Below are 26529 nucleotides of genomic sequence, written 5' to 3'. Positions count from 1 at the left end.
CTCTTACCTGGCCGGGTAGGAGCAGTTTTTTTATACATAATTTTTATCTTGCAAAAAGTTGTACATATTTCTTTTGGCTTTAAACATTGTATGTCCTGTTGTTTGACAAAGAATATCATATTTAGCCTGGTTTCTTTCAAACCATACATAAGCCACCGTATCTGAAGCACTTCCTTTAACTGGTTGCGTCCATAAAACATACCGTTTACCATTCGATTCAATCTCCTCTGGAAGCACTGCAAATAAAGCCACCAAATCTTCCCAAAATTCGCTTGCTGGTTCGATAATAGTTGGCAATAGTTTATTCAAAAGTGTAATTAACTTAACGACCTTTTTTCCGTTCTCAATTACAACAACTGAAATAGTCGAGTAAACTTGTCCTTTTTCAACTAACTTAGCAGCTTCAATTTCTTTTAGTAAAGCTTCGTTTTTAGGGCTCAATTTTTCAATACTCGCACGTTCGATAGGGGTAAACGCTACCGTTACAAAATCACCTGCTTTCATTTTTTCCTTGTTTTAAATAATTTGAATAATATTGTTTTGCTTTTCGCTCTGTTTCTTCGATATGCTGCATAAAGTCATTGTCTTGGCTTCCAAACCACCATTTTACAGACTCTAATAAGCGACTATTAATTAATTGCCGACCTTGCAGCGCAATTATTCCAGATAGCAATTCATTATGCCATCTAAATAGGATTAGAATAGCAATGTTTTGAGCTAAAACAATTGCTGCCAATACCCATTCTAATACTGTAAAATCCATTTTAAGCCGATTTTAATTCTTCAATACTTGTTTGTTCTTTTATCTTAATTACCTTTAAAAACCATCCCTCAGCACGTTTGCCGTCATTTCGCTTTTTACGACTTCTACTAAAACCCAAAAATTTAAGAGCTGCTCCAATTTTGTTAGGATTTAAATTCAACCTTGGATAAGCTTCTGAAAAGGCTCTATAAATTTCTGTAGTAGTTAAAAATTCGTCATAATTTTCAGCGTTTCCGATTTCGTACATATCCAAAATTAATTGATGTTCAACATCATATTTTTTGAATTTTTCTTGATATTGTGTCATTATCTTCCATTCATTGGGAGTCAATAAATAATCAAAATCGCCTTTTTGAGAAGCTTTGTGCAGATAATAGGCTTGCGCCCAAAACTTAGTTATATCAATGTCCGCAAAAGCATTTAAATCAATATGCTCTGACACTTTAAAAGTCAAGAAGCGTGTATTCCCGCTAGGATCTTGCAAAATTTCTTGTGGATTAACAGAACCGCAAAAATTAGCAATCCTTGGAGCCATCGTATCACTTTTGCCCCACACACGACGCTTTTTGACACGATCTTGTGTAATTAGACCTTTAAGAGATTCCCATTCTCTTTGGTTCTCCATCATTGCCAACTGTTCATCAATAACAATAATAAAAGTATCTACAAGCCTTAAAACGCTATCGCTATTTTTTGACTTTAAATCAATTTCACCAGAATAGAAATACTCTGGGTATTCAGAAGGCCACAAGCTTTTAAAGAACTTCGTTTTTCCTGTGTTCTGACCACCTACTAGAATAGGGCAGTAACGATTTGTACAAAAGTTGTCAACAAAGACATTGGCAACACTTCCTACAATCCATTTTTTAAAAACCGTATTAAAAAAACCTTTTGGAGCATCTGTTTTAACAAGGCTTGCAACTTGATTGATATAGTCCGTTTTATCATCTTCTAACTTAGCAGCCCATTCTATAAAAATGCGTCTTAAAGGATGTTCTTTTGGTGAAAATTCACTTTCTACGCTCTTTTTTATTTGAGCTGGCGTACTATAAACCCCTTTTTTATACATCAAGTGCTTAAAAAGAGAATTATAACAGGCATCATCCAAAACAGAATACTTTTTTGATTTTATTGCTTTGTATTCAAATTGACCATTCATCAAATTAAGCCGAAAAACAAAATCCTCTTTAAGAGCTTCTTCTAAATAAAATACGTTAACTATTTTATCTCGAATTTTCTTATCTGCAATCCCTAATCCTTCTTCTAAATACTCTACAAATCCCCAGTAATCCTCTTTAAATAACTCTACTTGTTCTTTAGTAAAACCGCTAGTATGTGTTTCTACTAAATCCGTGTATTCTCGAAACAACTTTGCCTTATATGTCGGCTTTTCTTTAGGCTTTTTTAATGCCTTTTTAGAATTGTACTCCTTATAGATTCCTTTTTCATGAGGGTAGTATTTGGTATAAGTCCATTCTACCATACTACTAATATCCTTAGCAGGAGCATCAAAATTATTTAAAAAGAAATCCGTACATTCATCTTCTTTAATACCGTATTTAAAAGCTTCAATACAAAACCATTTTAGATAATCGTGTTTTCTTCCTTCTACATAGCTATGCCCATCTCGTTCCAGCTTATTCAACAAATTAGAAAAAGTAGCAGCGAGAGAATCACTATTAAGGGAGTGGGACGAGGGGAATGATTCTACTTCGCTGCTCGGCTGTACATTTTCTTTTTCTTTTGGTGTTGTTACGGCAAATAAATCTGTTTGAAATTCAAACGCCTTTGCATCTTGATTGTAAACACAATCAGGATCATAACTTACATAACATAACCTGTTTATATTATTGCCAGAAGGATCTGGTCTTACGCCTGTCAATTTTTGATAAAAGTCATTAACCGCCTTAAAGGCTTTTTTGTGGTCGGCTCTATCACCTCCAACCTTTACAAACACCTTGTACCCACGTCCACTAGGAGATAAAAAACAAACATAGGTATATTTGCACTCTTTAATTAAATCGGGAATTGTAACCAAGTCATAATCCGTCAAATTATCAAAATCAACAATTACCAAACGATTATATTCTAATAGATCCTCCATTTTAGGAGGGCAAGGGCGTTTTGTTTTTTTATTATAAGATTGTCTTAATACTGCAGACGGTGTAATACAAGGAAGTTTGGTTTTGGCTTTAGTATATTTTTCTTTCGATTGTTGAAATATTTTTCTTAAAGGAAAGATATACTTATTAAACCAATAACCGTCTCGTATATTATCACAAAATAACTTTATGTCAATCTCGCCTACTTTCTCTCCAAATGTATTTTTGTATTCTGTACAGCGCATCTAATAAATTTTTAAAAAACAGGGACAGCCCCCACTATCCCTGTAAAAAAACGCACCAAGGGTACGTTAAAAATCCATTTCTTTAAACTTGTTGCAGCGACAGGACTCGAACCTGTGACCTAGTGCCTATGAAACACTCGAGCTAACCAGCTGCTCTACGCTGCTTTTTTTAAGTAGGGGGCAGCAAACCATGTATAAAGCTGCCCCCAAAAATGTAAGAACCCCAAATTTCAAACCTCAGATAAAACACCTCTTTACGAAAACTATATCTTTTTAAGAGAACTCAAATCCAATCTGTAACAGCTCTTTGGCGGTCAATTTCTCAAAACCTGCTTTAGTTCTTTGTACTAATTCTTTTGGTTCTATATCCATTACCTTAGCTAACTTTTCAATCTCTTCTAACTTTGCTTTTGTTGGATTCTTGAAAACAAATTTTTGGCGATTAGGAGTGCCAAAAACCTTACTTTCTAAAGTGCTAAACTCAGCAGCTGTCATTCGATGTGAAAGAAACTTTTCTAAAACACCTTTTTCTACTTTCTGTTTTCCGTTTTTCATAAAACTAATTATTATATTAGCATAATTCTTGCTCTAAAATTAGCATAAGCAAATACTATTAAACAGTATTGCAATATTCAATATTTGCAAATGCAAATTTTATTATTCTCAAATATAAACCTGAAAATTTGCAAATGCAAATTTTTTCATAACTTTTTTATGGAATTTGATAAAATTGACAAAGAAGTACTAAAAAGGATTATTAAAGTCGTCAATGATAAATACGATGGTGTAATGGCTAAATTTTGCCAAGCAATGGGAATAAAGCCTCCTAGCTTTTTTAGTACGCTAAAAAGGGAGGGCGATCCATCTTATAAATTATTAAAAGCGATTATAGGAAAACACAAAGAAATAAATCCATACTGGCTGATGCTGGGAGAAGGAGAAATGGAGCAAGTCAATTTTTCAATAGAAAATCAAGACTTAAAAGAAAAGTTAGAAACAGCTGAAAAAGAAATTATCTATCTAAAAAAGATAAATAGTTTGCTAGAAAATCAAAAATAGAGCTTATGACGGCTAATGATCGAGTTCGAACAATCATACAAAAGCTAGGCATTAAGCAGCGTGATATTTTAGAAAAAGAGCCACGTTTGAAACAAAATACATTAAGTATTAATCTAAAAAATTCTGACTGGCCTAATGGATATTTAGCCGCTGCTTTGTCTAAATATTGGGGGGTCAATTTGAATTGGATTTATACAGGAGAAGGGGTTTCAATGCTGCAGCAAGTAGAAAAAGAGGCGCAAATAAGCTATTTAAAACAACAATTAAAAGAGTTGTCGAGCACGTCAGACTAAGGGCAGACAACTTTCGTTTTCTAGTCCGACGCTACAAACACAAAGAAAATCAACGCTTTACAAGCAACTGACAGACTAACCATACTGTTTTTTTTATTAAAGTATAAAAAAACACCATATACACTCCCAAGAAAAGGGCTTAAACACAAACTTGAACTTTTTCTTAAACTTTAGGGAATGGGAGTTTCGAAAAAAATTAAATAACAGGAAGAATATCATTCGACGGTCTATTGTGCAAATGTTGCTTTCCCTCAACTTCCGCACGATAAAACCGTAAGTAATTCACTCGAATTATTTGCGGTTTTTCTTTTTATTTCCCAGTCTATTTTCTAGCATCGTCTATCTTTTTAGCTTTCTTATTCTATTCAAGAATAAACGACTTACACCCCTCCCTAAAAGAATTTTTCTTTTTCAATTATTTCTACTATCCTTTATGAACAAAATCCTCCCTAAAACAGTTACAATAAATAACTGCACCTTAAAGTAGATGCTAAAAAATAAGGCTATATTTTATCTTTCTGGACGATTACTAAAACAAACACATTGGTTTTAACCTACATGATTATTCTTATCAATACATTTTACTGATTGTTGCTAATACGAATTGAGTTTAAAACATTTCAATAAATTCTAATTTAGTTTTTACTTTAACAACAATAAAATCATCATGTTTACTGAGTATAAAAAAGTGGGATGCCATATATTCCAGACACACATTCGCTCCCCTAGTCTAAGCGTATTATCTCCTGTCAGTTATGCTGTTATCAAACGAGAAAGTTCCCCCAAAAAAGGTATTAACCAATTCAGCAACTTATTCTACTAAAAAATACCTATCAATCGTGTCTTTTATCTTAAAAAGAGCCAGATCCTATCCGTCACAAAAAAATAAGTTAGCGTTAAACTTTTATTTATTACTTTCTACTCTGCCCTATTTTTCGGAAATTTAGTCGACCAATTCTTCAATCCTTTTTCATTTAAGTCTTTAAAATTTATGAATTTAAAACACATTTTTAATAGCTTTCTTTTTACGCTCCTGTCTATTATTTGTATGAACACCCTACAAGGTCAAAGTATAAAGCCCTATAATAAAGCTTTAATATGGCGAGGCTTTGAGCATCAATGGACCTACAACCATCGAATTAATAGAATTGGCAGCCTAGTTTCGATGCAACAAGATAGTGGATACTGTGTACATTATAGCGCAACAGGCTTGGGCTCTGATAGTACCTTTGCGACAACCCATTATACTTATGTAGAATCACCAAATGTTTTTTTTAAAGAAACTGAGATCAAAATATTGGTTAATGGACATGAAGGAGACTTATTAACAAAAACGGAAAACATTTATTTGGATTTAGATAAATGGATGCAAGGCAAATCGCATTATGATGTACTTGTCAATGGTTTTGAAGTAAAATCAATGACCAAAGCAGACCAACTTCAACTCCTCCATTTTTTGGTAGAAGACCCCCTGTACATAAAGGAAACAAAACAAATTTATCTAACAGCTAATTTTAATTTGGTTACCAACTGTAGAACACTTGAATGCGAGCTTTTTAAAGATCAAACAGCCTATGAACTTACGCTACATTTGCTGGTTATTGGTTTTGAAGAAGATGCAGGAGAAATTAGAAATTCATATACTACTAGAAATTATGCTTGGGATATTGCTGTAGAGGTAGAAGACGTTAGCAAAGAACTCACTATTCAAGGGCAAAAAGATGAATATCCTACTGCTTGTGTCGGCATCAAAGGATTGGGGATTGTATTAAATGAGGAACATTGGCTCTTGCAGTTGGATAATTACATCACTCCTCTAGATTACAACGAAGAAAATGGACAAATGCGCAGCCATGTCAATATGAAAGTTATTGCATGGAACAATGGAATGGAAAATTTTTCTGTAGCTCCCTTTAAAGCTGAATTTGCAAAACGAAAAAGTGGCTATGCTATGCTAGATACGAATCCTAGTTTAATTCAGTTTTCTGATGCTAAAATCAAGCATGGGCAAAGCAAAACATCCTTGTATTGGCGTGGTAGAAACAAAAGCTCTGAGGCTCCTGAGGCCGAAAGCATCAAAAACATTACTAAACATTTAAATTTCGATTAAATATGAAAATCATTCTATCCAATTCTCTAATGCTGCTCTTGCTTTTTTTCATAAGTACTTCTAGCATTTTCGCGCAAAAAAATGGTGTGAGTGGTTATGGACATACTGAAATTTTGTATGTCGGTTCTGAATTATCTGGAGATGTCTATCTTGGTGCTGGTGGTGGTATTGTTGTTAACGACAACTTCCAATTTGGAGTATACCTGAGAGCTCTTAACAAACCTTATAAGTACGATTTATTTGAATCAAATCCCGATAGTTTGTTTGGCAAAAACAATCATCCCTTTTCTCGAAATGATTTTGCAATTTCTAGTAGTGCTAGTAATATCGAAACAGGTGTTAATGTTGGTTTTAATGTGATGCCTGACAAACCTTTTCAAATTACATTTAATGGAATGTTAGGTCTTAACACGGTATCTTTCAGTGAACTTACTGCCATCGAAGACCCTAATAATTCTATAGGGGTCATTTTTGAAGATGATTTGTATACTATGTTTGGACTCAATAGCTCCTTGGAAATAAACTTACAAGTAAAAATTGGTGGATTTCTTAAACTTGGAGCCAAAGGAGGATATCATTTTGCAATTATAAATGGGGAAACACGCAATGGCAATCTGCTCAAAAGTCCTGCCATGTTTTCAGGTCCTTATGTGGGCGCTAGCGTTGTATTTGGTAGTTTTTAGGCTGAGTCTCTTTCTGCAAATCGTAGAAAAAGTAAGGATACAATCAAGATTTTTCAGCAGAAAAATACTTGTAGTTTAGTATATCTACGGCTTCTTTAGTCGGCAAGGAATTAATTATTTTAATTCCTTTTGGCTTTTTTTTGCATAGCTGTTGAGAGTTCTTAAATTTGCCTCGTCTAATGGAACGCTTTGTCAACTTACAATACTTTGTGACAAAATCGTATCCGTTAAACTACACTACTACTCGGTGGTATTTCAAGTTGATTACCATCAAAATCCTTTTAAACGCCCAAAACATAAAACATTTATAATCAACACCAATACAAAGATACTTTTTTGTTTTTGCAACAGCAAAGCGAAAAATCTATGCAGTACTAAACTTACACATTACTATAATAAACAATCATGATATTATCAGATAAGGAAATACTAAAAGCAATTGAAAATAAAGAAATTGTAATCGAACCTTTTGACCCAAATTGCTTAGGTACTAATTCTTATGATGTACACTTGGGAAAATATCTAGCCACGTACAAAAATCGTGTTCTAGATGCCAAAAAGCATAATGAAATTGAATCTTTTGAAATTCCAGACGAAGGTTTTGTCCTTCAATCAGGAATGCTTTACTTGGGGGTTACCGAAGAATACACAGAAACACATAATTCTGTTCCTTTTTTAGAAGGAAAATCTAGTGTTGGACGTCTGGGGATTGATATTCATGCCACTGCTGGAAAAGGTGATGTTGGTTTTTGCAACACTTGGACATTAGAGATTTCATGTACTCACCCTGTTCGTGTATACAAAGGTATGCCTATTGGGCAATTAATTTATTTTATGGTACATGGCGACATAAAAACGTATTATAACAAAAAGCAAAACGCAAAATACAACGAACGTACCATCCGCCCTGTGGAGTCCATGATGTGGAAGAACAAGTTCTAATAGGAACTCCTTTTGCTTTATTCTTAATTAATATGCGTCCATGACCACTTTTCTTGTTATTGTTGGTACTTTTCTTCCTTTTTTGATAATTTTTGGAATTGTCATTCGAAAAAGTGCACGCATTCAAGAAAAGTTGCAACGCTTGGAAGAGGAACGCAACGAGTTGCAAGACCTCAACTCATTGCTAAAAATAGAAAAAGCAGAACTCCTAAAAAAACAAGCTCAACTAGATCAGGAACTTAGCTTAGCGATACAAAATAATAGCCAACAACAAGAAGCACTAGAGTTGTATGCTACTCGACAAACGGAATTTCATATTATTAAATTTGGGCGAATTCCAGCTTGGGGTAGTCCTTCTTATAGTATTTCGGTAGATGCCTTGGGCAATGTCCTTTTTCATGGAAAAGAAGCGGTTCGGCTAATTGGCTTTTTTCAGTGGAAAATTTATAGGAAACGTATTCATAACCTTAATAACATTATCAAAAAATCAGGCTTTTTCGATATCAAGGAGCCTTCTTTTAAAAGTTCTATTGATAATATTTCGGGTGTTGTCATTGAAATTTATCTCAAAAATGGGTTTCACAAAAAAATTACTTACGATCATGCTGCCAACTATCCTATAGACTTAGGTTTTTTGGAACGAAAGTTAGATATTATCTTAGGCACTCAAAAGCTTTGGCTTTATTGGGATCAAAATGTTGTACAATTCTCTATTAAAAGAGGGCTTAACTACAAAGTTTCTTTTATTCTAAATCAAGGCTTGCTCTATACCATTTTAGGGGAAGAGTACTTTAGTGATGCGTATCAAGATGGCTGGGAAAGCCTCAATAAATTGGTGGTAGAATATGAGCACTTATTCTCAGAAGCAACCAACTATTCTTACCAAAGACACCCTCGTGACACGATCTGGGTAGAACTAGAAACTGGTTTTCGCTTTTTAATTCTCCCTGACAAACACAAAGAGCTTTACCATCGCTTTGCTAAAATTGTTGAAGATTACGGCAATGAATTGCAAAGCAAGACCGAAAAGTAGGCTAAAGGGAGGAACTTTTTTGTAAAGATGTCTGTTTCCAATCTTAGTTATTGCTAATCATAGTCATACCCCCCATTCCATAAATCCTTATTTACATCCCCTAAGTAACATTTTAAACACTTCTACAAATCTATCCCATGGAATCTATAGAAATAAATTTGGACCTTCCTCCCAAAGAAAGGTGGCATTTTGCAGCTAACTATCGTACAGAAATCAACGAAACTATCGCTTGTTATTGGGTAGATTTAGCAGATTATGTAGCACTTATAGAAAGCGTCTTAGATAACTACAAAGCATTATTTATTCCCTCGAGTTATCTCGAAGAGATTGAGTGCATTGCCAATTATTGTGATTATACTGCCGATCAAATACTGATTGCTAATTTATATTACGACATTGTCAAGTTTGCTTTTGCTTGTACTGCCTTTGCTTTTGAAAAAGACGGTAGCATATGGCATGCCCGTAATCTAGATTGGTGGACAGAAAATGACGTTTTAAAGAAATACACCAAAATTTTTACGTTTACCAAAGGTGGTCAGACTGTTTTTCAATCCATTGGTTGGGTTGGTTTCGTTGGTGTTCTTTCAGGCATTAAACCTCACCGATTTTCAATTACCTTAAATGCAATCGTGAGCGATGAACCTCCTATGATGGCAAAGCCTGTTAGCTTCTTACTTAGAGAAGTTCTTGAAGGAGATTATCACTTTCAACAAGCGCAAAACATGCTTGAACAAACCACTATTGTTTGCGATTGTTTATTACTACTATCTGGAACAACTGCTGGGCAAATGCTCGTTATTGAACGAACACCTCAATCAAGTAAAACTAGACAAGCTGCCAATGGTTTTATTATTGTTACCAATGATTATAAAAAAATCAACTACAAAAGCAATAACCAAAGTGCTCTCAAAGACACGTCATGTGGTCGGTATAATCGCACACAGTTGTTGCTAGAGCGAGAACTTCCTTCCAATCCAATTGATTGCTTTTCCATCTTAAATGACAAAGCTGTTAAAATGCAAATCACAGTGCAACAAATGGTTTTTAATCCCCAGCAAGGACTCCTTGAAATTAAAGTTCCTTAAAATACAAGGCAACTAGGGCAATTACAATTAAATCCCATTAATTCTAATGCAACACTAAGAACAAGACTTGTGCAATAACAATCTTCATAATCAATGCTAACGGAAACATCATGGCATAACCAAATACAGGAATTCTATTTTTTGTTCTTGAGGCTGCAAAATCCAGAATAGCAGGCTGATTGGATACCATGCCCATCAGAAAACTAAATGGTAATTTTATAATTTTATAACCTACAAATAAAATAGATAATGCTGTCAGTAGGCTGATAACAGCACTTGCTCCAAACACATAAATGCCTTCCATAGAAAAGCTATCAATAAAAGAATTGCCAGAACGAACCCCAATGGCAGTCAATAACAAAATCAATCCTATCTGTTCTAAAGTAACATTGGCAGAATATGGCAGCGACCAGACAATTGGTCCCGTTCTTCGCAAGGCTCCTAAAATTAGTCCTACAATTAAAGGACCTCCCGCATAGCCTAGCTTAAAGCTAAAGCTTGATCCTAGGTTTAATTCAATAGTTCCTAAAATTAATCCCAAACCAATTCCTAGTCCAAAAGAAAATAGATTTACTTTACTAGATGCTTGATAAGAGTCCCCAAAAAGTTTAGACAATTTTTTAATATCGTCCCTTTGTGCAACAAATCGAATTCGATCTCCCAACTCTAAAATCGTATCCCCATTTGCCAGCATATCAACATCTCCCCTTCTAATTCGTGTGATTTTAGCATAATATTTTTCCTCTAAATTTAGGGATGCAATAGAACGTCCAGCCACTTCTGGATTTGATACAAAAATTCTAGTGGTATCAAAATTAGAACGATCGTAAACCATAAGAGAGTCGGTTTCTTTTCCTAAGACTTGTTTCAACCTAGTCAACTCTTCTTGATTCCCAACTACAGTCAAAATATCTCCCAACAAAAAATGGGTATCTCGGCTAATTAAGTCCATCTTTTCATCTCGTATAATCCGACAAAAGGCAACTTTCCATTGATGTTTTTTTAACAACTCTCTAAGTTTGATATGCGTTGCCTCCACCTCACTTACTTCTATAGATATGCGCTTCAGTTCTTGTTCCAAAGGATAATGATCCTGCAAGTTTAGTTTTTCTTTTTCATAATTAATCCGAAATACTTTTTCCATAACAATAATGGCAATAATACCTCCTAAAACGCCCATTGGATAAGAAAAAGAGTAGCCTACGACCAGCTCTTGCGTTAATTCTGCAGCTTGCTCCTTCGGAAAAGTATTGCTCATATAATCAATTACTCCTGCTAAAGCAGCTGTATTGGTGGTACTTCCTGCATACGCTCCTGTAATCGTAGCAGCAGAAAAGCCAAATAAATACCATAAGGTAGCTGCTATACATCCCGATAAAATGAGCATGGATATAATAAACAGAAAATCTCGAATGCCATTTTTGCGATAAGATTCAAAAAAAGCTGGTCCCGAACTCAAGCCTATAGAATAGACATAAATCGACAACCCAAGCAATAAAACAATTTCTGGAATTTGTAATTGAGCATCTATAGCACCAAAAAACAATCCTGTAAACAAAATGGCAGCAACGCCTAAAGAATTTCCTTTGATGGATATATTACCAATTAAATACCCTAAAGAAGCAACAACAAAAAGCAACAACAAGGGATATTCTGCGAGGATTTGAATCATTGTTAATCGTATCATTAGTTCGCTTGAACTACACAGTAGCAGCTAACTAAGCTTGCGAGCTCACGAAGCAAAACAAGTTAAAAACTAAAAATTAGTCAACTATTATTGTTATTGTATAATAGCTATTTTATCTTTCTAAAGAAGTTAAATTCAAAGATGGGAAAAATTCCCAATAATAAGCAATTATTGGATTCAATGTTTAGCCACCAATCAAAATCATAGAGCGATTTTGTCCATGATTTTCTGGTTTAGAAAATGCTTCTAAACTCTCCCAACCACCTCTAGCAGGTGCTTTTGACTGAATACTTTTCAGAATAATTGGTCGAATATCTTCCCCTGCTCGAAATGGCGTTAATAAATCTGTTTCGCTGGTTGAAAACAAGCAGTTTTTAATTCGTCCATTCGCTGTTAAACGGATTCGATTGCACGTACCACAAAACGGATTTGTAATTGTACTAATAATAGCAAAAGATCCTTGATACCCTCGTACTTTATAGTTAACAGCAGTATCGTTGGGTTTATCTGCTATCCGAAGGATATTGTTTTCATTGTAATAATTAGTTGCTTTCTCTACAATTTCTGCTAACGAGATACCTTTTTTCCAATCCCATTGATTTCCATCAAAGGGCATAAACTCTATAAATTGAATTTGTAAATTTTGAGCCTTGGTCAATTCTATAAAATCAATAATTTCGTCAAAATTAATGGCACGCATCAAAACAACATTAATCTTTACATGAAAGCCTTCTGCTAATAATAAATCAATATTTTGGCGTACTTTCTGAAAATCATCTCGCTTGGTGACCAAAGCAAATTTATCCCGATCCAATGTATCCAAACTAATGTTAACAGCCTTTAGTCCTGCTTTTTTAAATGCCGCAACAAACCGATCTACAATAATTCCGTTTGTTGTAATTGCTAATTCTACAGGGAGTGCTCCGAGTGCTTCTATAATAATAGTGGCATCTTTGCGGACTAATGGTTCTCCACCTGTTAGGCGAATTTTTTTCACGCCCATTTCGACAAATGTGGTAGCAATTGACAAAATTTCCTCATAAGTCATCAAGTGCGACTTAGGAGCCAACTCTACTCCTTCCTCAGGCATGCAATAAAAACAGCGTAAATTACAACGCTCTGTCAAAGAAATGCGTAGATAATCATGTATTCTATTATGTTGGTCCTTAATCATTAATCCCTATTTTCCTTCTAAGATTTTTTTTTCTCTAATTGATTCGATTTCTAATGTCTATCATTTCTGCCGCTACGCTCACGGCAATTTCTGCTGGGCTTTTGCATTTGATAGGAATGCCTATTGGCGTTTTGACCCGCTCAAAATCTGCTTCTGAATAACCTTTTTCTAGCAATATAGTTCGAATTCGATTGACTTTAACTTGGCTTGCCATCATTCCAATATAACAAGCCTCTTTTCGAATTAACTGACTCAATATCAATGTATCTAAAGCACTAGAAAAGCTCATAATGACAATATAATCTCGTTTTGTACTTGGAACAAAATTAGCTACTTTTTTATAGTTGGTTATAATTTTTTTAGAAATAAATTCGTCATATTCCTCTGTTGGCAAATCGGCTCGGTTGTCAATTAAGACCACCTTAAAATTAAGCCACGCAAGTTGACGGCACAATGCTAAGCCCACATGCCCTCCTCCGATTAAATAGACTCGATCTTGATTGTTTATTATAAAACGATAGGTCCAATTTTCAATAGAACTAAAAGTATATTCAAACTTAGGCGCTGCGGCATTCGCTTCTTCTACAACTAGCGTATTATCAGCAGCCAACACCAAATGATAATCTTTTTCATCTGTACAAGCCCATACTATTTTCTCAACGAATGCCTTGTGTTCTCTATTCAAAAAGAAAGTCAGGACTGTCTGTTCACCAGAACAAGACAGACCCGACCATTTACTTCTATCACTTTTATCATGGACTAGTTGCTGCCGAGTACAAGTATTGGTTGTAGTTTTTAATAATTTTTTGCATACTTCTACCTGTTTGTATTCCATAGCACCACCGCCTATTGTTCCGTACATACTAGCATCTTCACTCACCGCCATATAATGTCCTTGTCGCCCAGGGCTACTCCCTATACTTTCGGCAACAAACATTAGAGCAACCCGTTGATTGGCATTGATTTTTTGAGCAACAAATTTCCATAATTGTACTTCTTTCATTCAATAATTGTTTGAATTTGTGAGGTGCTTTTTTCCCTTTAGTTAGGTTAGCAATTATTTATTAGCACTTCTGCGGTGCTACTGCATGGTTCTAACAAACTATTGGCTTCTTATAATGATTCGATTATTGAGCGCGGCGACCTTTTAATATTGCTAAAAAAGAACGACTTCGAATCTCTTCTAGTGTCAGTCCTGTTGCCATTGCTTCCTCTTCTGAAATTGCACCACTATTCATTCCTTTCAAGAAATAATTCAACAAGCCTTGCCCCGTTGCCGCATCATCAAAAATATCTGTTGTCAAGGTTGCTCTAGCTGCCTTATCAATAAAATTTTTCAACCGCAAAGCTGCATCGCTATAACTTTCCAAGAAAAAGGCATAAACAGCCGCATAACGAGCAATAAATTGCGCAGGGTGTAAATCCCATCCTTGATAAAATCCATTCCAAAGAGAATGACGGACATGGTCATAGCCCATTTTCCAAGCACGATGTACAATCTCTGTATTTTCTTTTAATTGAGCATAACTTAGCTCCTCTCCTCGATGAGGCCCTACAGGCATTACATTTGTTGCTCCATCCGACAACCAAATTCCAGTATGTGCCAAGGCTACTTTTGTCATATGGTGCGCAAAATCACAAACAGGATGATCCATTGTTTGGTACTTAGCAGTGATACTACAAGAAGCCGTATAATCATAAGTTCCAAAATGGCAGGCAATTAAACGCCCTTTGCTAGCACGGATAAAACGCATTAAAGGATTTCGACCTTCCTCTCCCATAATAGATTGCGTTGTCTCAACCATCATTTCCATTTTTAAAGCCCCTTTAGCAATGCCATTAGCAGCCTCCAACCATTCAAACAACTGCACTAATGCTTCTACTTGTCCTTCAATGGTTACTTTTGGGAGCATTACAACAAAATTTTCAGGCAATTGCCCGCCCGTTGCTGCGCAAAGTGTGCTAATAAAAATATCTAGGGTGCGAATTCCTCTCTCTTTTAAATCTTCACTAAAAGGCTTGATTCGTATACCAATAAAAGGCGGCAAGGTTCCTTCTTGCATCCCTTTAGCAACTTCTTCCGCCGCTCTAGCTGCTGTTGCATCTTCCTCTTCGTCACTTCTATTACCAAAACCATCCTCAAAATCAATTCTAAAATCTTCTAAAGGCTCATGCTCTAATTTTGCAACCAACTTATTGTAGACGGTATAAGCCAACCAATGAGGTTCTTTTTTTCGTTCCACCTCTGGCAAATTATCCAATCGTTCTTGAAGAATTTGAATTTCATTAGTACTCGTAGGCAAATATTCCCAACCTTCCAGTTTTAACACACGACCCAATACACAAAAATTAGGTGCATAATATTTTAAACTACTGATAGCTTTGGTTTGTAATTTGGTAACAATTGTTGCATCAAAAAGATTAGCACCACCATATACAGTATGTACTGGTTGTCGGTCTGCTCGATCGCCTTTATAAATTTGTTGAAAAGCAAGGTTATGTTTGCTTAACTCGTTGGTAACAGCACTTTTTTGTGCTGGGGTTATTGATAATTTCATATATTACTGTATCGTTAGTTTAACAATGGAGAATTCTACTTAGACATTAAAAAAAAGCAAACACTGCCCCCTTCAGTCTAAACTTTATTCCAAGATAAAAATAAAAAGATAGGACTTTTAAAGCTAAAAAAAAATACCTTCTGTATATTTTCGGCAAAAAAGGAATTTCTTGTTTTTGAACGATTACTTTTTTGTTTGACCATAATTTTTTTTTTTAGATCTATGCAATTCTTAGTCTGGCTCCAAAAGCCTTATCCTGTTTTAGAGACCTTCTTTCAAAAAGAAGTTTTAGCCTGTAGCTTTGGGCTATTTATTTATCTATTTTTAACACTTTTTCAACCATTCAATATACAAGATATTGCTAGCCAAGAATCTAGATACATTTTAGGTTTTGGAATTGTTACAACAGTTTTCATGAGTATCAATTACTCCTTCTTTCCCCTTCTTTTCCCTGTTTGGTTTCACAAAGAATCTTGGACAGTTGGCAAAGCACTATTGTTTATTATTTTTAATATTCTATGTATCGCATTCGGCAATTATTATTACCATATTTTCAGCACTGGAAATGACCTTTATATTTTTGATTTAAGCAGCTTCCTATTCATGACGACTATGGTTGGTATTTTTCCTGTACTTTTTTTTCTTTTCACAACCGAACTCTTATTATCCAAACAATTAATAAAAGAAGCCAATACTATCAACAAGCAACTTGTAATCGAACAAAAAAATAATTCAGCAACCTCCGTCATTCATTCAATCCAATTGCAAGGAAAAGCATCTACTGATTGCCTAAACTTAGACTTGCAACAGTTTCTATTTGCTCAATCCGAAGGCAATTACTCTAAAATACACTATTTTAAAAATGATTTTCTACAAACCAAACTACTTAGAGTATCCTTAAAAGAATTAGAAATACAATTCAAACAATACACTGAAATTATCCGATGTCATCGCTCTTTTATTGTTAACAAAAATCATATTGCCTCTCTATCTGGCAATGCTCGTTCATGCAATATTCATTTTATCAATAGTAACCTAACCGTTCCTGTTTCTAGAAGCTTCTCCAAAGAGAAATTGATTTAATGAAAAACGCTCCATAAATGCTAACCCTATTAAAAATGTACTTTCTAAACGCATTCTTAGAACAGAGATTCCCATTTATCCCTTTCATTTCCCATCTATCACAAAGACTTGATTGTAACGTATTTTAGTTTTTATATTGGAGCTTTATTCTTCAACCACAAAATTTAATCTACGATGAAAAAATTAGGCGTCTTTCTAGTTTATTCTCTTTGTCTTATTAGCTGTTCTACTATTATTCCAATATTTACAAAAAAGAAGCTCGCCAGCCAATCATTTAGCTCGTTGGCAACTTCTGCTGATCATTATTTTTGGAAACACTTTCACGAAGGTAATTATGACAGTATCCCACAAATACTACACCTCCTAAAAGCAGCATATATAGAGAACCCTAATAATGCTACGCTTGCTGCACATATTGGTTTTACGCATGCCTGGGCACTATCAGAACGCATTCGATTGCCTAAGCCCTCCGCTAATGTCATTGACCATGCCACATTAGCAAACAAGTATTTTAAAGAAGCCATGCAATTAGACCCCAGTGATATACGGCTAAAAGGGTTTCATGGTGATTTTTTAATGTCAGAAGGAAGCATTGACCAAGATCAAAAGAAGATCGTCAAAGGGTACCTTGAGACTAAAAAAGTCGCTAGACAATGGCCAGAATGGGGAGATTTCACCTTGAGTTATCCATTAAGTTTATCTAACAAAACAGACAAACGATTTCAAGAGTCCATAGATTTAATGTGGCACAATGCCGATGCTTGTGCCTATGAAAAAGTAGATCGAGAACATCTAGATTGGAAAAAATATTATCCTCTATTAAATACAGATTTAACAGAAAAAAATAGGCGAGCTTGCTGGAATACTTGGATTGCTCCTCATAATTTGGAAGGTTTTTTCATTCACTTTGGCGATATTTTAATCAAATCAGGTGACTTAAAAAAAGGACTTATGATGTACCAGAACGCTAAGTCTGTTCCCGAATATGAAAGTTATCCATATAAAGAAGTTGTCGAGCTTCGAATAAAAAATGCTCAAGAAAATCTCCAACGTTTTAATCAAGCTATTGAAATTTCAAATGGCAATAGCAACAATGTCCTAATGATTAACAGCAAGATTTCATGCATGGGATGTCATCAGAAGACAAAATATATTGCTCCTGATACTTCAAGGTCTTATGTTGCGCCACATCTAAAAAGATAATCATTAAACCTATGGCTCAATATCCTCTGATACAGGGGAAGAAGTCGTAATAATAAGCCTAAGAAAAGAAATAATTAAAGCAAACATGGAGGTGTACATAATTAAAGCAATCAAATTAGCACCAGAGTCTCCCACAAAAAGCTGCGTAAAACTTTCTGTTTGTGCATCTAATAAACCTAAAATAATAGCTAAAATTACTGCAATAATTAAAATAAAGGGGGTGGATTGATTGGAGTGCATTTTCATAATAAAAATCGATTAGAACAACGAGTATCTCAAAATAGCGTTTATGTAGTCATTCTATAAACGCTATTTTGAGACCAACATTAATTTAACAGTGGAGCAATATCTTTGGTAATTGTTTAAAAACTTAGCAAACAATTCCTTCTTATAATAAAGACGTTGTCCAACTCATATTGGTTGGTATTTTTACTATGCAAATATATATAAAAAACATATCAACTTAATCAACTCCCTCTATAAGTTGAAAATCCAAAAGGATTTAGTAACAATGGCACGTGATAATGTTCCATATTAAAAGTTTCAAATACAATTCCTACCTCAGGGTAAAATGTCTTTACATTCAGTTTTTCATAATAACTTCCCGTTTCAAAAAACATCCTATAAATTCCAGGGCTAATCGTTGTTCCTTCTTTCAATAGATCTCCAACACGTCCATCTAAATTCGTTATCCCCGTAGCGATAGTTTCCCATTCTTTTCCATCTTTTCTTTGCAAACGAACCTGCACTCCTGCTGCTGGTTTGCCCAGACTTGTATCTAATATATGCGTTGTAATTTGACTCATGCTAATAGTTTTTGAATTCTCAAAGTGGTAATTTTATGCTGTTCTCCTGCTGCAATTTTCAACTCTGTGGCTCGATCATTGGGCAATCGCTCCAATAACAAATCCAACATTTGCTGCGCTGTTTTCCCTGTTGCAAAAACAATAAAAATAAATCCAAAGCGAGCTTCATAAGCAGCATTTCCCTCAGCCAAAGCTTCAATCACCTCCATAGAGGCTTGTTGTACTAATTTTTGCTCATTACCAGCCCAATCTTTAGTTGCTTGGAATTTTTTTGCCAGACTATTAACATCGCCAATTTTAGGGTGTCCTTCAAAAGCCTCTAAGTAATCTAACTCTGAGCATGTATTCCAAATACGGTCAGAGGCTTCCTTCAAATCATGGATTGTTTCAAAAGGAAACTCGGCAGCCAATTCCTTGTACCATTTCTTAGCAGCACAACAATACTCTAATTTTTGTTCCAAATCACCCAAATTGAGTTCGTTTAATTCTTCCAAAGTCATACGTCTTTTTTTTAACTTCACATTCAACATTACTTCGTCCAAAATCAGATTCACTTAATTATCAAGGATGCTTTTTATGTTTTTCATAGCCTCTAAACCGACCATAACAAACTGATGACCATAAAGAGCGAACTAAATCACTGCACAACGAGCTATCACACAACAGCACCAAATGTAATCAACGGAGTATTCATTCAAACAACAAGACAATATAGAACCAATCAATAGTCCTAAACAAAATTACCAAACAATCGCATTCTGCTCACCCCCCCATCTGGATAAATATTCAAACGAACATGAGTAAACACTTCTTCTGTTGGTATATTATTATAATAGTGTTCTTGATCTGCTTGCAACTTCTGCTTGGACAAAATTTCTTTCCAAGGCAACTCATCTACATTCTCTGCTGTTACAGCGCTATGATTGGGCAAGTTAATTCCATCTAAAGAAAAAGTATCTGGATAATTACCTTTAAAATGACAGGTGTCAATTAATGCTTGATTAATTTTGCCAGGTCTAGCCAATTTTACAACTACCCAATCACGATTATGCAAAGTTCTATTTCGTTTAGTTTCCCATCCATCACCCATATTTAGCCCTCTATTAGGCATAATTAAATTATCCATATGGCTAAAGAACATATCATTGCAAAGAATAGCCTTCGCGCCCATATTAGCCGCAGCTAAATCAATCGTGCTATTTTCATCATACATTGACCAATCTACATGCACGTGACCATACACTTTAAATCTGGCAATACCTCCATCTGGATAAATACGGAGTTTTAGATGTGTATAAATGTAATCTGAATACATATCAATAAAATGCTGTGACCCAGGTTTCAAGGCAATTTTCTTAACCAAGTCATCCCAATCATCATGATTCAATACAGTGTCTACATCTGCATCCAAAGGCAAGCAACAAGCTTCTACAGAAGCATAAGGAGGATGATTTCCTAAGAAATGATTGGTATCAATATCTAATCCTCTTAGGCGTCCCATTGCCCCTAACTTTATAATACAAAAATCATGACCTTCTGTCCTCTTTCTTCTAGACTCCCATCCGTCCATCCACTTGCCTCGATCTGTATATTTGTCTTCTATAAAAATACCTCTACCAGGTTTCAATAAATTCTCCACTGGAGCAAAGAAATCATCTGTACAATACAATGCTTTTGCACCAAAACGTTCTGCGGCTAAGTTCTGTAAAGCTGTAAAATCTGGTTCTTTCATTTTACTCAATTTGATATTTTAACAATAGAACAATTCTCTTCAAAAAAGCACACGCTGCTATGACTACTTGTTCTACATTTAGGTTAACGATTATGGATTACATATGACAATAAATTGTCAAGAATTGCTAAGATAAGAATACTTCATAGAATATAGAACTTGTATAGAATTCGCTTCTCTTTTTGCATTAATTTCCCCTATTACTATCCAATTCAAAACTACAAAATAATGACTACTATACCAGCTATTTTTTGATTAGACCTCTACAAGGTATAAATTTGTTTTTTCATCTTTTATTCCAATTTCTACTATAAAAATTCAACAAATACGATTATAATTGAGTCTAGCTCCTAAACTAAAAGTCAAAATGGGAAAATATTAAATTTTTTAAAATCCATAATTAACAGACAATCAATAGAGTTAAAAACGGCATTAATTTAGGATTTTATAAAGAAACAGAATGCAGAGCTCTGTTACTCGAATTTTTTTAAAAAAAATATTCTTTTTATGCTCATAATCAACAAAATAGAGCTCTGTTCTTTTTCCTAACTCATGATTATAAAATAAAAGAAACAACTTTTATTTTTTGTTTATTCAAAAATGGTATAACTTTAATCATTACTTTATTTGATGCCAAATAATCTCCATTTTTTTGAATATTTAGAAATAGATAAAAAATGCTTGCAAATAATCTTTTTTTAAGGTTTTTTAACTTTTTTTTGTTATTTTTAGTGGCAATAACTTTCTCTGCATGCAAAACATACTCAATATGAATCTAAAATTTGTACTTATCCTTAGTTTGATTTGCTTTTTTGGGGGCAAAACACAAGCACAGGACAACTTAGAATCTCTTTTGAGCATAGTTGAAACTGGCAAAACTTACGCTTTGTACAAAGCAAAAGCTGGAGATACTAAAATAATCAAAGAAACTAAGACACACTACTTGAAACTTGTTCCAGCAAAATATGAAACGGTATTAGATACAATCGAGCTTGCACCTGCGTTGAACGGTAATTTAGATACTAGTAATTACTTTATTCAGACCGAAGTTTTGGTTCTAAAAGAACCTGGTGCGGAATGGAAAACAGCCAAGGTTTCTCCTTTGTGTAGAAAAGATGATGGTGTGCCTCACCTTGCACTTTGCTTATTAAAAACAACGCCAGATTATAAAATTGTACATCGCAAGTTTTTTCCTTTTAAAAACATCATTGATACTACCACAACAGACTATGTTATTCCTGCTGAAACGATTATCGTTAAGCGCAAAGTATTAGTGCAAAAAGCACGTATTTACTATGTCACTGCTGAAAAGAAAAATGAGCTAGGTCCAGGAGAGAAAATAATCGAAATTCCTGCGGGTTCTTGGAGACAATGGGCAGAAATAGTTTGTCCTTTTGGAGACTTTAATGACCCTTCTATAGAAGAAATCCAAAAAGCTCTCAAAAAACAACAATACGACGTTCGAATCACAGGGAAATTTGACGAGCAGACAAAAAGACATTTGATGATGTTTCAAAAAGATAATATGCTCACAGATGATGGAGGAAATGTCACCCCCGAAACTTTAGATCGGTTGGGAGTCAAAAGAGAAAAGTTAATTCAAATTGATTTCTTAAACTAAGCTTCATTTTTTACCTTTAAAGTAACAAACGTCATTCTAGTCTATAGAATGACGTTTGTTTTTGTTATTTACGTTGTCTAAAAACAACCAACATAGTACTATCATTTCACGACCATTCTTAATTTATTATCTGAAGCATGAATGCCTGGCAAGAATTAGTAAGACAAGCTTTGATTGGAAATATTTCTAGTAATAAAATTTCTCCACTCCTTCTGGAGCAGTTTCGCAAATATGGTTTAAGTATAGCTTCCAACCAAACTCCCGAAACTATCTTGTTGAAAGCCGCTGCCATACAAAATAAATTGTATAGCGTTGCACAGGTTCCCCGCTCTACGCCATCTGAAACGGAGCAGGTTGCGCCTAAAGAGACATGCAATTATTATCACCCTCAACGCAGGTATCAACTTCAATACATTTTGAAGCATCGATATGACGAAATGCTAATAGAATTTTTGGAATTGTTAAAAGATCAGTGTCAAATCATTTCTCCCGAACTTTTACCCGAACTGCTAGATTATGGCATTAAGCGCCCTCATCTGCAGGAGTTTATTATTGCTTGTATAGGTAATAGAGGAAAATGGTTGGCTCAATTTTCAGAACAATGGACTTACGCACACCCTTTGATAGAAACAGATGATGTATTCTTTTATGGAAAATACGAAGAACGTCTACATTTTTTACAGAAAGTTCGTGCGGCAAATCCTACTCGTGCAATTGAGTTGCTTGAACAAGTTTGGGAGAGTGAAGGATTCAATACAAAAGTTGGCTTTTTAAAATTACTCCAACAAAATTTAAGTTCAGGCGATGCCTCATTCTTAAATACAGCTCATCAAGACAATCGTCAAGAAGTTCGAAACCAAGCAGCTATTTTATTGGCTTTGATTCCTGATAGTCCGTTAGTTCAAAGAATGCAACACTTAGCAACAACACTTGTTAGATACAATCTCAAGAAAAAAAGTATTGACATAGAACTGCCGAGTTCTTGTACGGCACAAATGAAACTTGATGGGATTGCTCCTCGACAAATTTTTATAAAGGACCATGGTCCCAAAGCCAATCAATTGGCTCAAATCATCTCTAAAATTCCACCGCAATGGTGGGAAAAAACATTTTGCCAAAACCCTCAACAGCTTTTTTTATTGGCTGCCAAAACCGAATGGAAAAATATATTTGTTTGGGGCTGGGCTATGGCTGCTAAGAATTTTAATTCTAAAGATTGGATTATTGCTTGTCATCGCTTTTACCTAGATACTTTTTTCAAACACAATTGGTCCAATATTTCTATTGATTTTTTATATCAAGACTTGCCCAACGATTTGTTTAATGCTCTAGCAGGAGAATATTTAAAAACAGACAATCGCCTAACATTGTCCGATGACCATCCTATTATTTCATTCTTACTAGCAGAAGGGCAAGCTTGGAATGACGTTATTACTAAAAAAATTATCCAACGCATTAAAAATACAATAGAACAGGATACTTATGTATTTCAATGGAGCATTAAAGCGGTTATCAAAAGAGCAGCTTTTTCTATACCTCCCAAACTTTATGATACAGTAAGTGAAGGTTGGCCAACAGCTTCCCAAGCATGGCATTCATGGCAAAAAGAAGTAGATGCTATGCTATCGATTCTAAAAATACGACAGGAAATGTACGATTTAGAAGATTTTACCATTCATCAATAATGTGATGATCGCATCAAAAAGCATTCTATTCGCCAATTGATTAATCCCAAAATAACATCGAAAATTTCCTCAAAGTTAGCAGATCCTCGTTGCCTTCTCCCTCAACAAGAGGGTATACATCGACATACCGTACTTGTGTCATGGTATTGTACTCTCCTATGCTATGATCCAAATAGATGAGTGCTGCGATTCCATAACGGCGATCTTCTTTTATATAATTTTTGCAATAAATTTTCACATCAAATAGCCCCGTTTCTGGTACAATAGAATATTGTACGAGTATTTCGTCCTCTTCAAACTGAATGCCATCAACGATTGCTGGTAAAAAGCCTATGGGCTGACGATATTTGCAGGTTTTCCAACCTTTGATAACAGGAAAAGCATCACACAACTCTTCCACCCAAGGAATTCCTTCCTTTCGACCATCACAACTAATAATTAAGACATGATCCCCATTTTCTTCTATGGTCAATTCAGGTATTAACAAATCACAATAGCTTTCAAGCTCTGCACAAAGGGCTTCATAAGGTTGAGGGTTTGTAAAATCACTTTTTAAGAATTCCTCTAATTCTAGTTTGTGATTGGCTAACCAAATCCAAAAATCAATTGCTTCCATTCACTATTTCGCTTAAATTTCTGAATTAATAGATTCCCACAACATATCTTTTAACTCAGCTATTCCTATTTGTGCAACAGATGAAATAAATACAGTAGGAACATTTTTAGGCAGCTCCTCTTTCAACATTTCTTTTAGTTCTTCGTCTAAGATATCAGCTTTTGTAATTGCCAAAATGTGGGGTTTGTCCAATAGTTCCTCGTTGTATTGCTTCAACTCATTGACCAAAATCTTATATTCTTTGGCTATATCATCACTGTCCGCAGGAACCATATACAACAAAGTGGCATTTCGTTCTATATGCCTCAAAAATCGGTGTCCTAGCCCTTTACCCTTGTGCGCATCTTCTATAATTCCAGGAATATCTGCCATTACAAAAGAACGATTATTACGATAACTAACCATTCCCAAATTAGGCACTAAGGTAGTAAATGGATAATCGGCTACTTTCGGTTTGGCCGCAGATAGTACCGACAACAAAGTAGATTTACCTGCATTAGGAAAACCAACCAAACCTACATCTGCCAAAACTTTTAATTCAAAAATCTTCCATTCTCTGCGTCCTGCCCCAGCAGGAGAAGTATAAGTTGGAATTTGATTGGTTGGCGATTTGAAATGCCAGTTTCCCTTTCCTCCACGACCTCCAGGTGTAACAATGACCGTTTGACCATCTTCTGTGATTTCGTGTTCTATTTCACCTGTTTCAGCATCTTTTATCAAAGTCCCCAAAGGCACATCTAAAATAACATCTTTTCCTTCTGCTCCCGAAGAACGACTTGATCCACCATTCTCACCTTTTGTTGCAATCACATGTTTTTTATATTTCAAATGTAATAAGGTCCACATTTGACTATTTCCTCTGGCAATAATATGCCCTCCACGACCTCCGTCTCCTCCATCAGGTCCCCCCGTACTCGTCCATTTATCTCTAAAGAAATGTGCTGATCCAGATCCTCCTTCACCAGAGCGACAACAAATCTTTACATAATCTATAAAATTTGAATTATCCGCCATAAACTATCTTTATTATACGTCTAATGAGTTTTTTAACGCTTCAGATTTAATTGACTGTTAGTCATTTTTTTAATAATGCTCAAACACAAACAAGAACCACAAAAAACTGATTAACAAAACCTTAAAAACTAAAACAAACTAAAATGTGTTCTTCTAACAATCTATTGTAATAAACTATTGTTCAAACAAAACGACAAAGTTACATTTAAAGTTTCAAAGTATAAAATGTAGGGAAAGTATCTTTAATTTTAATCTTTAGTTGACTTAAAATAAGTAGGAAGTTTTTTCTCTATTTTTAATCAAAAAAAAATGATTATCACGAAACCATTAAACAGGTTCCATGATAATCATTACTTGTCTTATTTACTAAAAACTGTCCAGCCAAATGATGACCACTTTACGTTAGCGCAGTATTATTAGACTGCACCTTCTACTTGATATTTCCCAGATTCAAACTGAAATGTCTTCATCAATTTATTCCAAGTATTGATTTGTGCCACAGCCAACGTCAAATAGCAAATTTCTTCTTTACTAAAAAATGATGTTAATGGATCGTATACTGCATCTGGAAGGTTTTTTCTAGTGCCTTTTGACAATGTTTCTGCAAACGTCAGAACAACCTGCTCTTTCTCTGAGAAAAGTGATGTTTCTCTCCATACACAAAGCATCGACAAGCGCAAATCGGATTCTCCTAAATGTTTCAATTCTTTGTGGTGCATATCGACACAATAGGCACATAAATTCAACTGAGATACCCGCAAACGCATTAGCTCCAACAATTGTTCAGATAAAGAGGATTGTGCTATAAATGTTTCCAAATCTCTCAACTTTTCAAACATTGCACTCGGTACATCTTGATAGGATATTCGTCCCATTTCTTTTAAGTTTTAATGATAAAAATTTTAATAACTCAAAAGTAAGCGACCTCAAGCGCAAAAAAATTAAGAAATCTTAAGAAAGAAATTTTGCCTTAACAATAGTTCGTTGAAACCACGCAGTAGCAGCGCAGCTAACTACTACCTCTACCTTAAAATA

At 34.9% G+C, this 26529-nt stretch carries 26 protein-coding genes and 1 tRNA gene; 11 read left to right on the top strand and 16 right to left on the bottom strand.

Annotated elements, in window-relative coordinates; genetic code table 11:
• Positions 1-30 precede the first annotated feature (30 nt).
• The 5 genes from QP953_RS13865 to QP953_RS13845 all read right to left on the bottom strand — a co-directional run bounded on the left by QP953_RS13865 (position 31) and on the right by QP953_RS13845 (position 3665).
• Positions 31-504 carry a hypothetical protein gene (locus tag QP953_RS13865; protein ID WP_309555487.1) on the bottom strand — a complete coding sequence of 158 codons (474 nt, stop codon included), beginning with the start codon at positions 502-504 and terminating at the stop codon, positions 31-33.
• On the bottom strand, positions 491-763 hold the full coding sequence (locus tag QP953_RS13860; RefSeq protein ID WP_309555486.1) for a hypothetical protein: 273 nt from the start codon (positions 761-763) through the stop codon (positions 491-493). Before QP953_RS13860 ends, QP953_RS13865 begins: the two co-directional genes overlap by 14 nt.
• 1 nt (position 764) lies before the next feature.
• Complete coding sequence (locus QP953_RS13855) at positions 765-3110, bottom strand: VapE domain-containing protein (protein WP_309555485.1); 2346 nt, start codon at positions 3108-3110, stop codon at positions 765-767.
• Between the two features lie 91 nt (positions 3111-3201).
• Positions 3202-3275, bottom strand: a tRNA-Met gene (locus tag QP953_RS13850).
• A gap of 108 nt (positions 3276-3383) precedes the next feature.
• Complete coding sequence (locus tag QP953_RS13845; protein WP_309555483.1) at positions 3384-3665, bottom strand: hypothetical protein; 282 nt, start codon at positions 3663-3665, stop codon at positions 3384-3386.
• A gap of 90 nt (positions 3666-3755) precedes the next feature.
• Here QP953_RS13845 and QP953_RS13840 point away from each other — a divergent pair, with 90 nt between their 5' ends.
• The 7 genes from QP953_RS13840 to QP953_RS13810 all read left to right on the top strand — a co-directional run bounded on the left by QP953_RS13840 (position 3756) and on the right by QP953_RS13810 (position 10315).
• Complete coding sequence (locus QP953_RS13840) at positions 3756-4169, top strand: hypothetical protein (protein ID WP_309555480.1); 414 nt, start codon at positions 3756-3758, stop codon at positions 4167-4169.
• Between the two features lie 5 nt (positions 4170-4174).
• Positions 4175-4462 carry a hypothetical protein gene (locus QP953_RS13835; RefSeq protein ID WP_309555478.1) on the top strand — a complete coding sequence of 96 codons (288 nt, stop codon included), beginning with the start codon at positions 4175-4177 and terminating at the stop codon, positions 4460-4462.
• A gap of 991 nt (positions 4463-5453) precedes the next feature.
• A complete protein-coding gene (locus tag QP953_RS13830) occupies positions 5454-6572 on the top strand; it encodes a hypothetical protein (protein ID WP_052598980.1) in 1119 nt (372 codons plus the stop codon).
• A gap of 2 nt (positions 6573-6574) precedes the next feature.
• The gene (locus QP953_RS13825; protein ID WP_052598981.1) at positions 6575-7255 is read left to right on the top strand and encodes a hypothetical protein; all 681 of its coding nucleotides are present in this window, start codon (positions 6575-6577) and stop codon (positions 7253-7255) included.
• A 405-nt stretch (positions 7256-7660) separates the two neighbouring features.
• Entirely contained in the window at positions 7661-8197 is a 537-nt protein-coding gene (dcd, locus tag QP953_RS13820) for a dCTP deaminase (RefSeq protein ID WP_052598982.1), read from the top strand.
• Positions 8198-8237: 40 nt separating this feature from the next.
• Positions 8238-9230: a DUF6438 domain-containing protein gene (locus QP953_RS13815; protein ID WP_052598983.1), complete on the top strand. Its 993-nt coding sequence runs from the start codon at positions 8238-8240 to the stop codon at positions 9228-9230.
• A gap of 137 nt (positions 9231-9367) precedes the next feature.
• On the top strand, positions 9368-10315 hold the full coding sequence (locus QP953_RS13810; RefSeq protein WP_309555477.1) for a C45 family autoproteolytic acyltransferase/hydolase: 948 nt from the start codon (positions 9368-9370) through the stop codon (positions 10313-10315).
• A 43-nt stretch (positions 10316-10358) separates the two neighbouring features.
• Here QP953_RS13810 and QP953_RS13805 read toward each other — a convergent pair whose 3' ends face one another.
• The 4 genes from QP953_RS13805 to QP953_RS13790 all read right to left on the bottom strand — a co-directional run bounded on the left by QP953_RS13805 (position 10359) and on the right by QP953_RS13790 (position 15734).
• Positions 10359-12002 (bottom strand): aspartate:alanine exchanger family transporter, encoded by a 1644-nt coding sequence (locus tag QP953_RS13805; RefSeq protein ID WP_081909624.1) that lies wholly within the window; start codon positions 12000-12002, stop codon positions 10359-10361.
• A gap of 184 nt (positions 12003-12186) precedes the next feature.
• Complete coding sequence (gene moaA, locus QP953_RS13800; RefSeq protein WP_052598986.1) at positions 12187-13176, bottom strand: GTP 3',8-cyclase MoaA; 990 nt, start codon at positions 13174-13176, stop codon at positions 12187-12189.
• Between the two features lie 34 nt (positions 13177-13210).
• A complete protein-coding gene (locus QP953_RS13795; RefSeq protein ID WP_309555476.1) occupies positions 13211-14179 on the bottom strand; it encodes an XdhC family protein in 969 nt (322 codons plus the stop codon).
• A gap of 124 nt (positions 14180-14303) precedes the next feature.
• Entirely contained in the window at positions 14304-15734 is a 1431-nt protein-coding gene (locus QP953_RS13790; protein ID WP_309555475.1) for a DUF6986 family protein, read from the bottom strand.
• Positions 15735-15956: 222 nt separating this feature from the next.
• On the opposite strand from QP953_RS13790, the gene QP953_RS13785 reads away from it, so the two are divergent.
• Both QP953_RS13785 and QP953_RS13780 read left to right on the top strand, forming a co-directional pair.
• Complete coding sequence (locus tag QP953_RS13785) at positions 15957-16817, top strand: LytTR family DNA-binding domain-containing protein (protein WP_052598989.1); 861 nt, start codon at positions 15957-15959, stop codon at positions 16815-16817.
• Positions 16818-16991: 174 nt separating this feature from the next.
• The gene (locus QP953_RS13780) at positions 16992-18020 is read left to right on the top strand and encodes a hypothetical protein (RefSeq protein ID WP_309555474.1); all 1029 of its coding nucleotides are present in this window, start codon (positions 16992-16994) and stop codon (positions 18018-18020) included.
• A 9-nt stretch (positions 18021-18029) separates the two neighbouring features.
• Here QP953_RS13780 and QP953_RS13775 read toward each other — a convergent pair whose 3' ends face one another.
• The 4 genes from QP953_RS13775 to alc all read right to left on the bottom strand — a co-directional run bounded on the left by QP953_RS13775 (position 18030) and on the right by alc (position 20558).
• Positions 18030-18266 (bottom strand): hypothetical protein, encoded by a 237-nt coding sequence (locus tag QP953_RS13775; RefSeq protein WP_052598991.1) that lies wholly within the window; start codon positions 18264-18266, stop codon positions 18030-18032.
• Between the two features lie 221 nt (positions 18267-18487).
• A complete protein-coding gene (gene uraH, locus QP953_RS13770; protein WP_309555473.1) occupies positions 18488-18826 on the bottom strand; it encodes a hydroxyisourate hydrolase in 339 nt (112 codons plus the stop codon).
• Positions 18823-19326, bottom strand: coding sequence for a 2-oxo-4-hydroxy-4-carboxy-5-ureidoimidazoline decarboxylase (gene uraD / locus QP953_RS13765; RefSeq protein WP_052598993.1), 504 nt, complete (start codon positions 19324-19326; stop codon positions 18823-18825). The genes uraH and uraD overlap by 4 nt, the downstream gene beginning before the upstream one ends.
• Before the next feature lie 230 nt (positions 19327-19556).
• Positions 19557-20558 (bottom strand): allantoicase, encoded by a 1002-nt coding sequence (gene alc, locus QP953_RS13760; RefSeq protein WP_052598994.1) that lies wholly within the window; start codon positions 20556-20558, stop codon positions 19557-19559.
• Positions 20559-21327: 769 nt separating this feature from the next.
• Between alc and QP953_RS13755 the strand changes: the two genes are divergently transcribed.
• Positions 21328-22179: a peptidoglycan-binding domain-containing protein gene (locus tag QP953_RS13755; protein WP_197043909.1), complete on the top strand. Its 852-nt coding sequence runs from the start codon at positions 21328-21330 to the stop codon at positions 22177-22179.
• A 137-nt stretch (positions 22180-22316) separates the two neighbouring features.
• Entirely contained in the window at positions 22317-23864 is a 1548-nt protein-coding gene (locus QP953_RS13750; RefSeq protein ID WP_309555472.1) for a DUF5691 domain-containing protein, read from the top strand.
• 40 nt (positions 23865-23904) lie between these two features.
• Here the strand turns inward: QP953_RS13750 and QP953_RS13745 are convergent, their stop codons facing one another.
• The 3 genes from QP953_RS13745 to QP953_RS13735 all read right to left on the bottom strand — a co-directional run bounded on the left by QP953_RS13745 (position 23905) and on the right by QP953_RS13735 (position 26369).
• Positions 23905-24480 carry a hypothetical protein gene (locus tag QP953_RS13745; protein ID WP_309555471.1) on the bottom strand — a complete coding sequence of 192 codons (576 nt, stop codon included), beginning with the start codon at positions 24478-24480 and terminating at the stop codon, positions 23905-23907.
• Between the two features lie 12 nt (positions 24481-24492).
• Positions 24493-25494: a GTPase ObgE gene (gene obgE, locus QP953_RS13740; protein WP_052598999.1), complete on the bottom strand. Its 1002-nt coding sequence runs from the start codon at positions 25492-25494 to the stop codon at positions 24493-24495.
• Between the two features lie 416 nt (positions 25495-25910).
• Positions 25911-26369 carry a carboxymuconolactone decarboxylase family protein gene (locus tag QP953_RS13735; RefSeq protein ID WP_309555470.1) on the bottom strand — a complete coding sequence of 153 codons (459 nt, stop codon included), beginning with the start codon at positions 26367-26369 and terminating at the stop codon, positions 25911-25913.
• Positions 26370-26529 lie beyond the last annotated feature (160 nt).

Source organism: Aureispira sp. CCB-E (assembly GCF_031326345.1).
Lineage (GTDB): Bacteria > Bacteroidota > Bacteroidia > Chitinophagales > Saprospiraceae > Aureispira.
The sequence above is the reverse complement of the archived record's forward strand: the minus strand, read 5'-3'. Positions and strand labels throughout refer to the sequence as shown.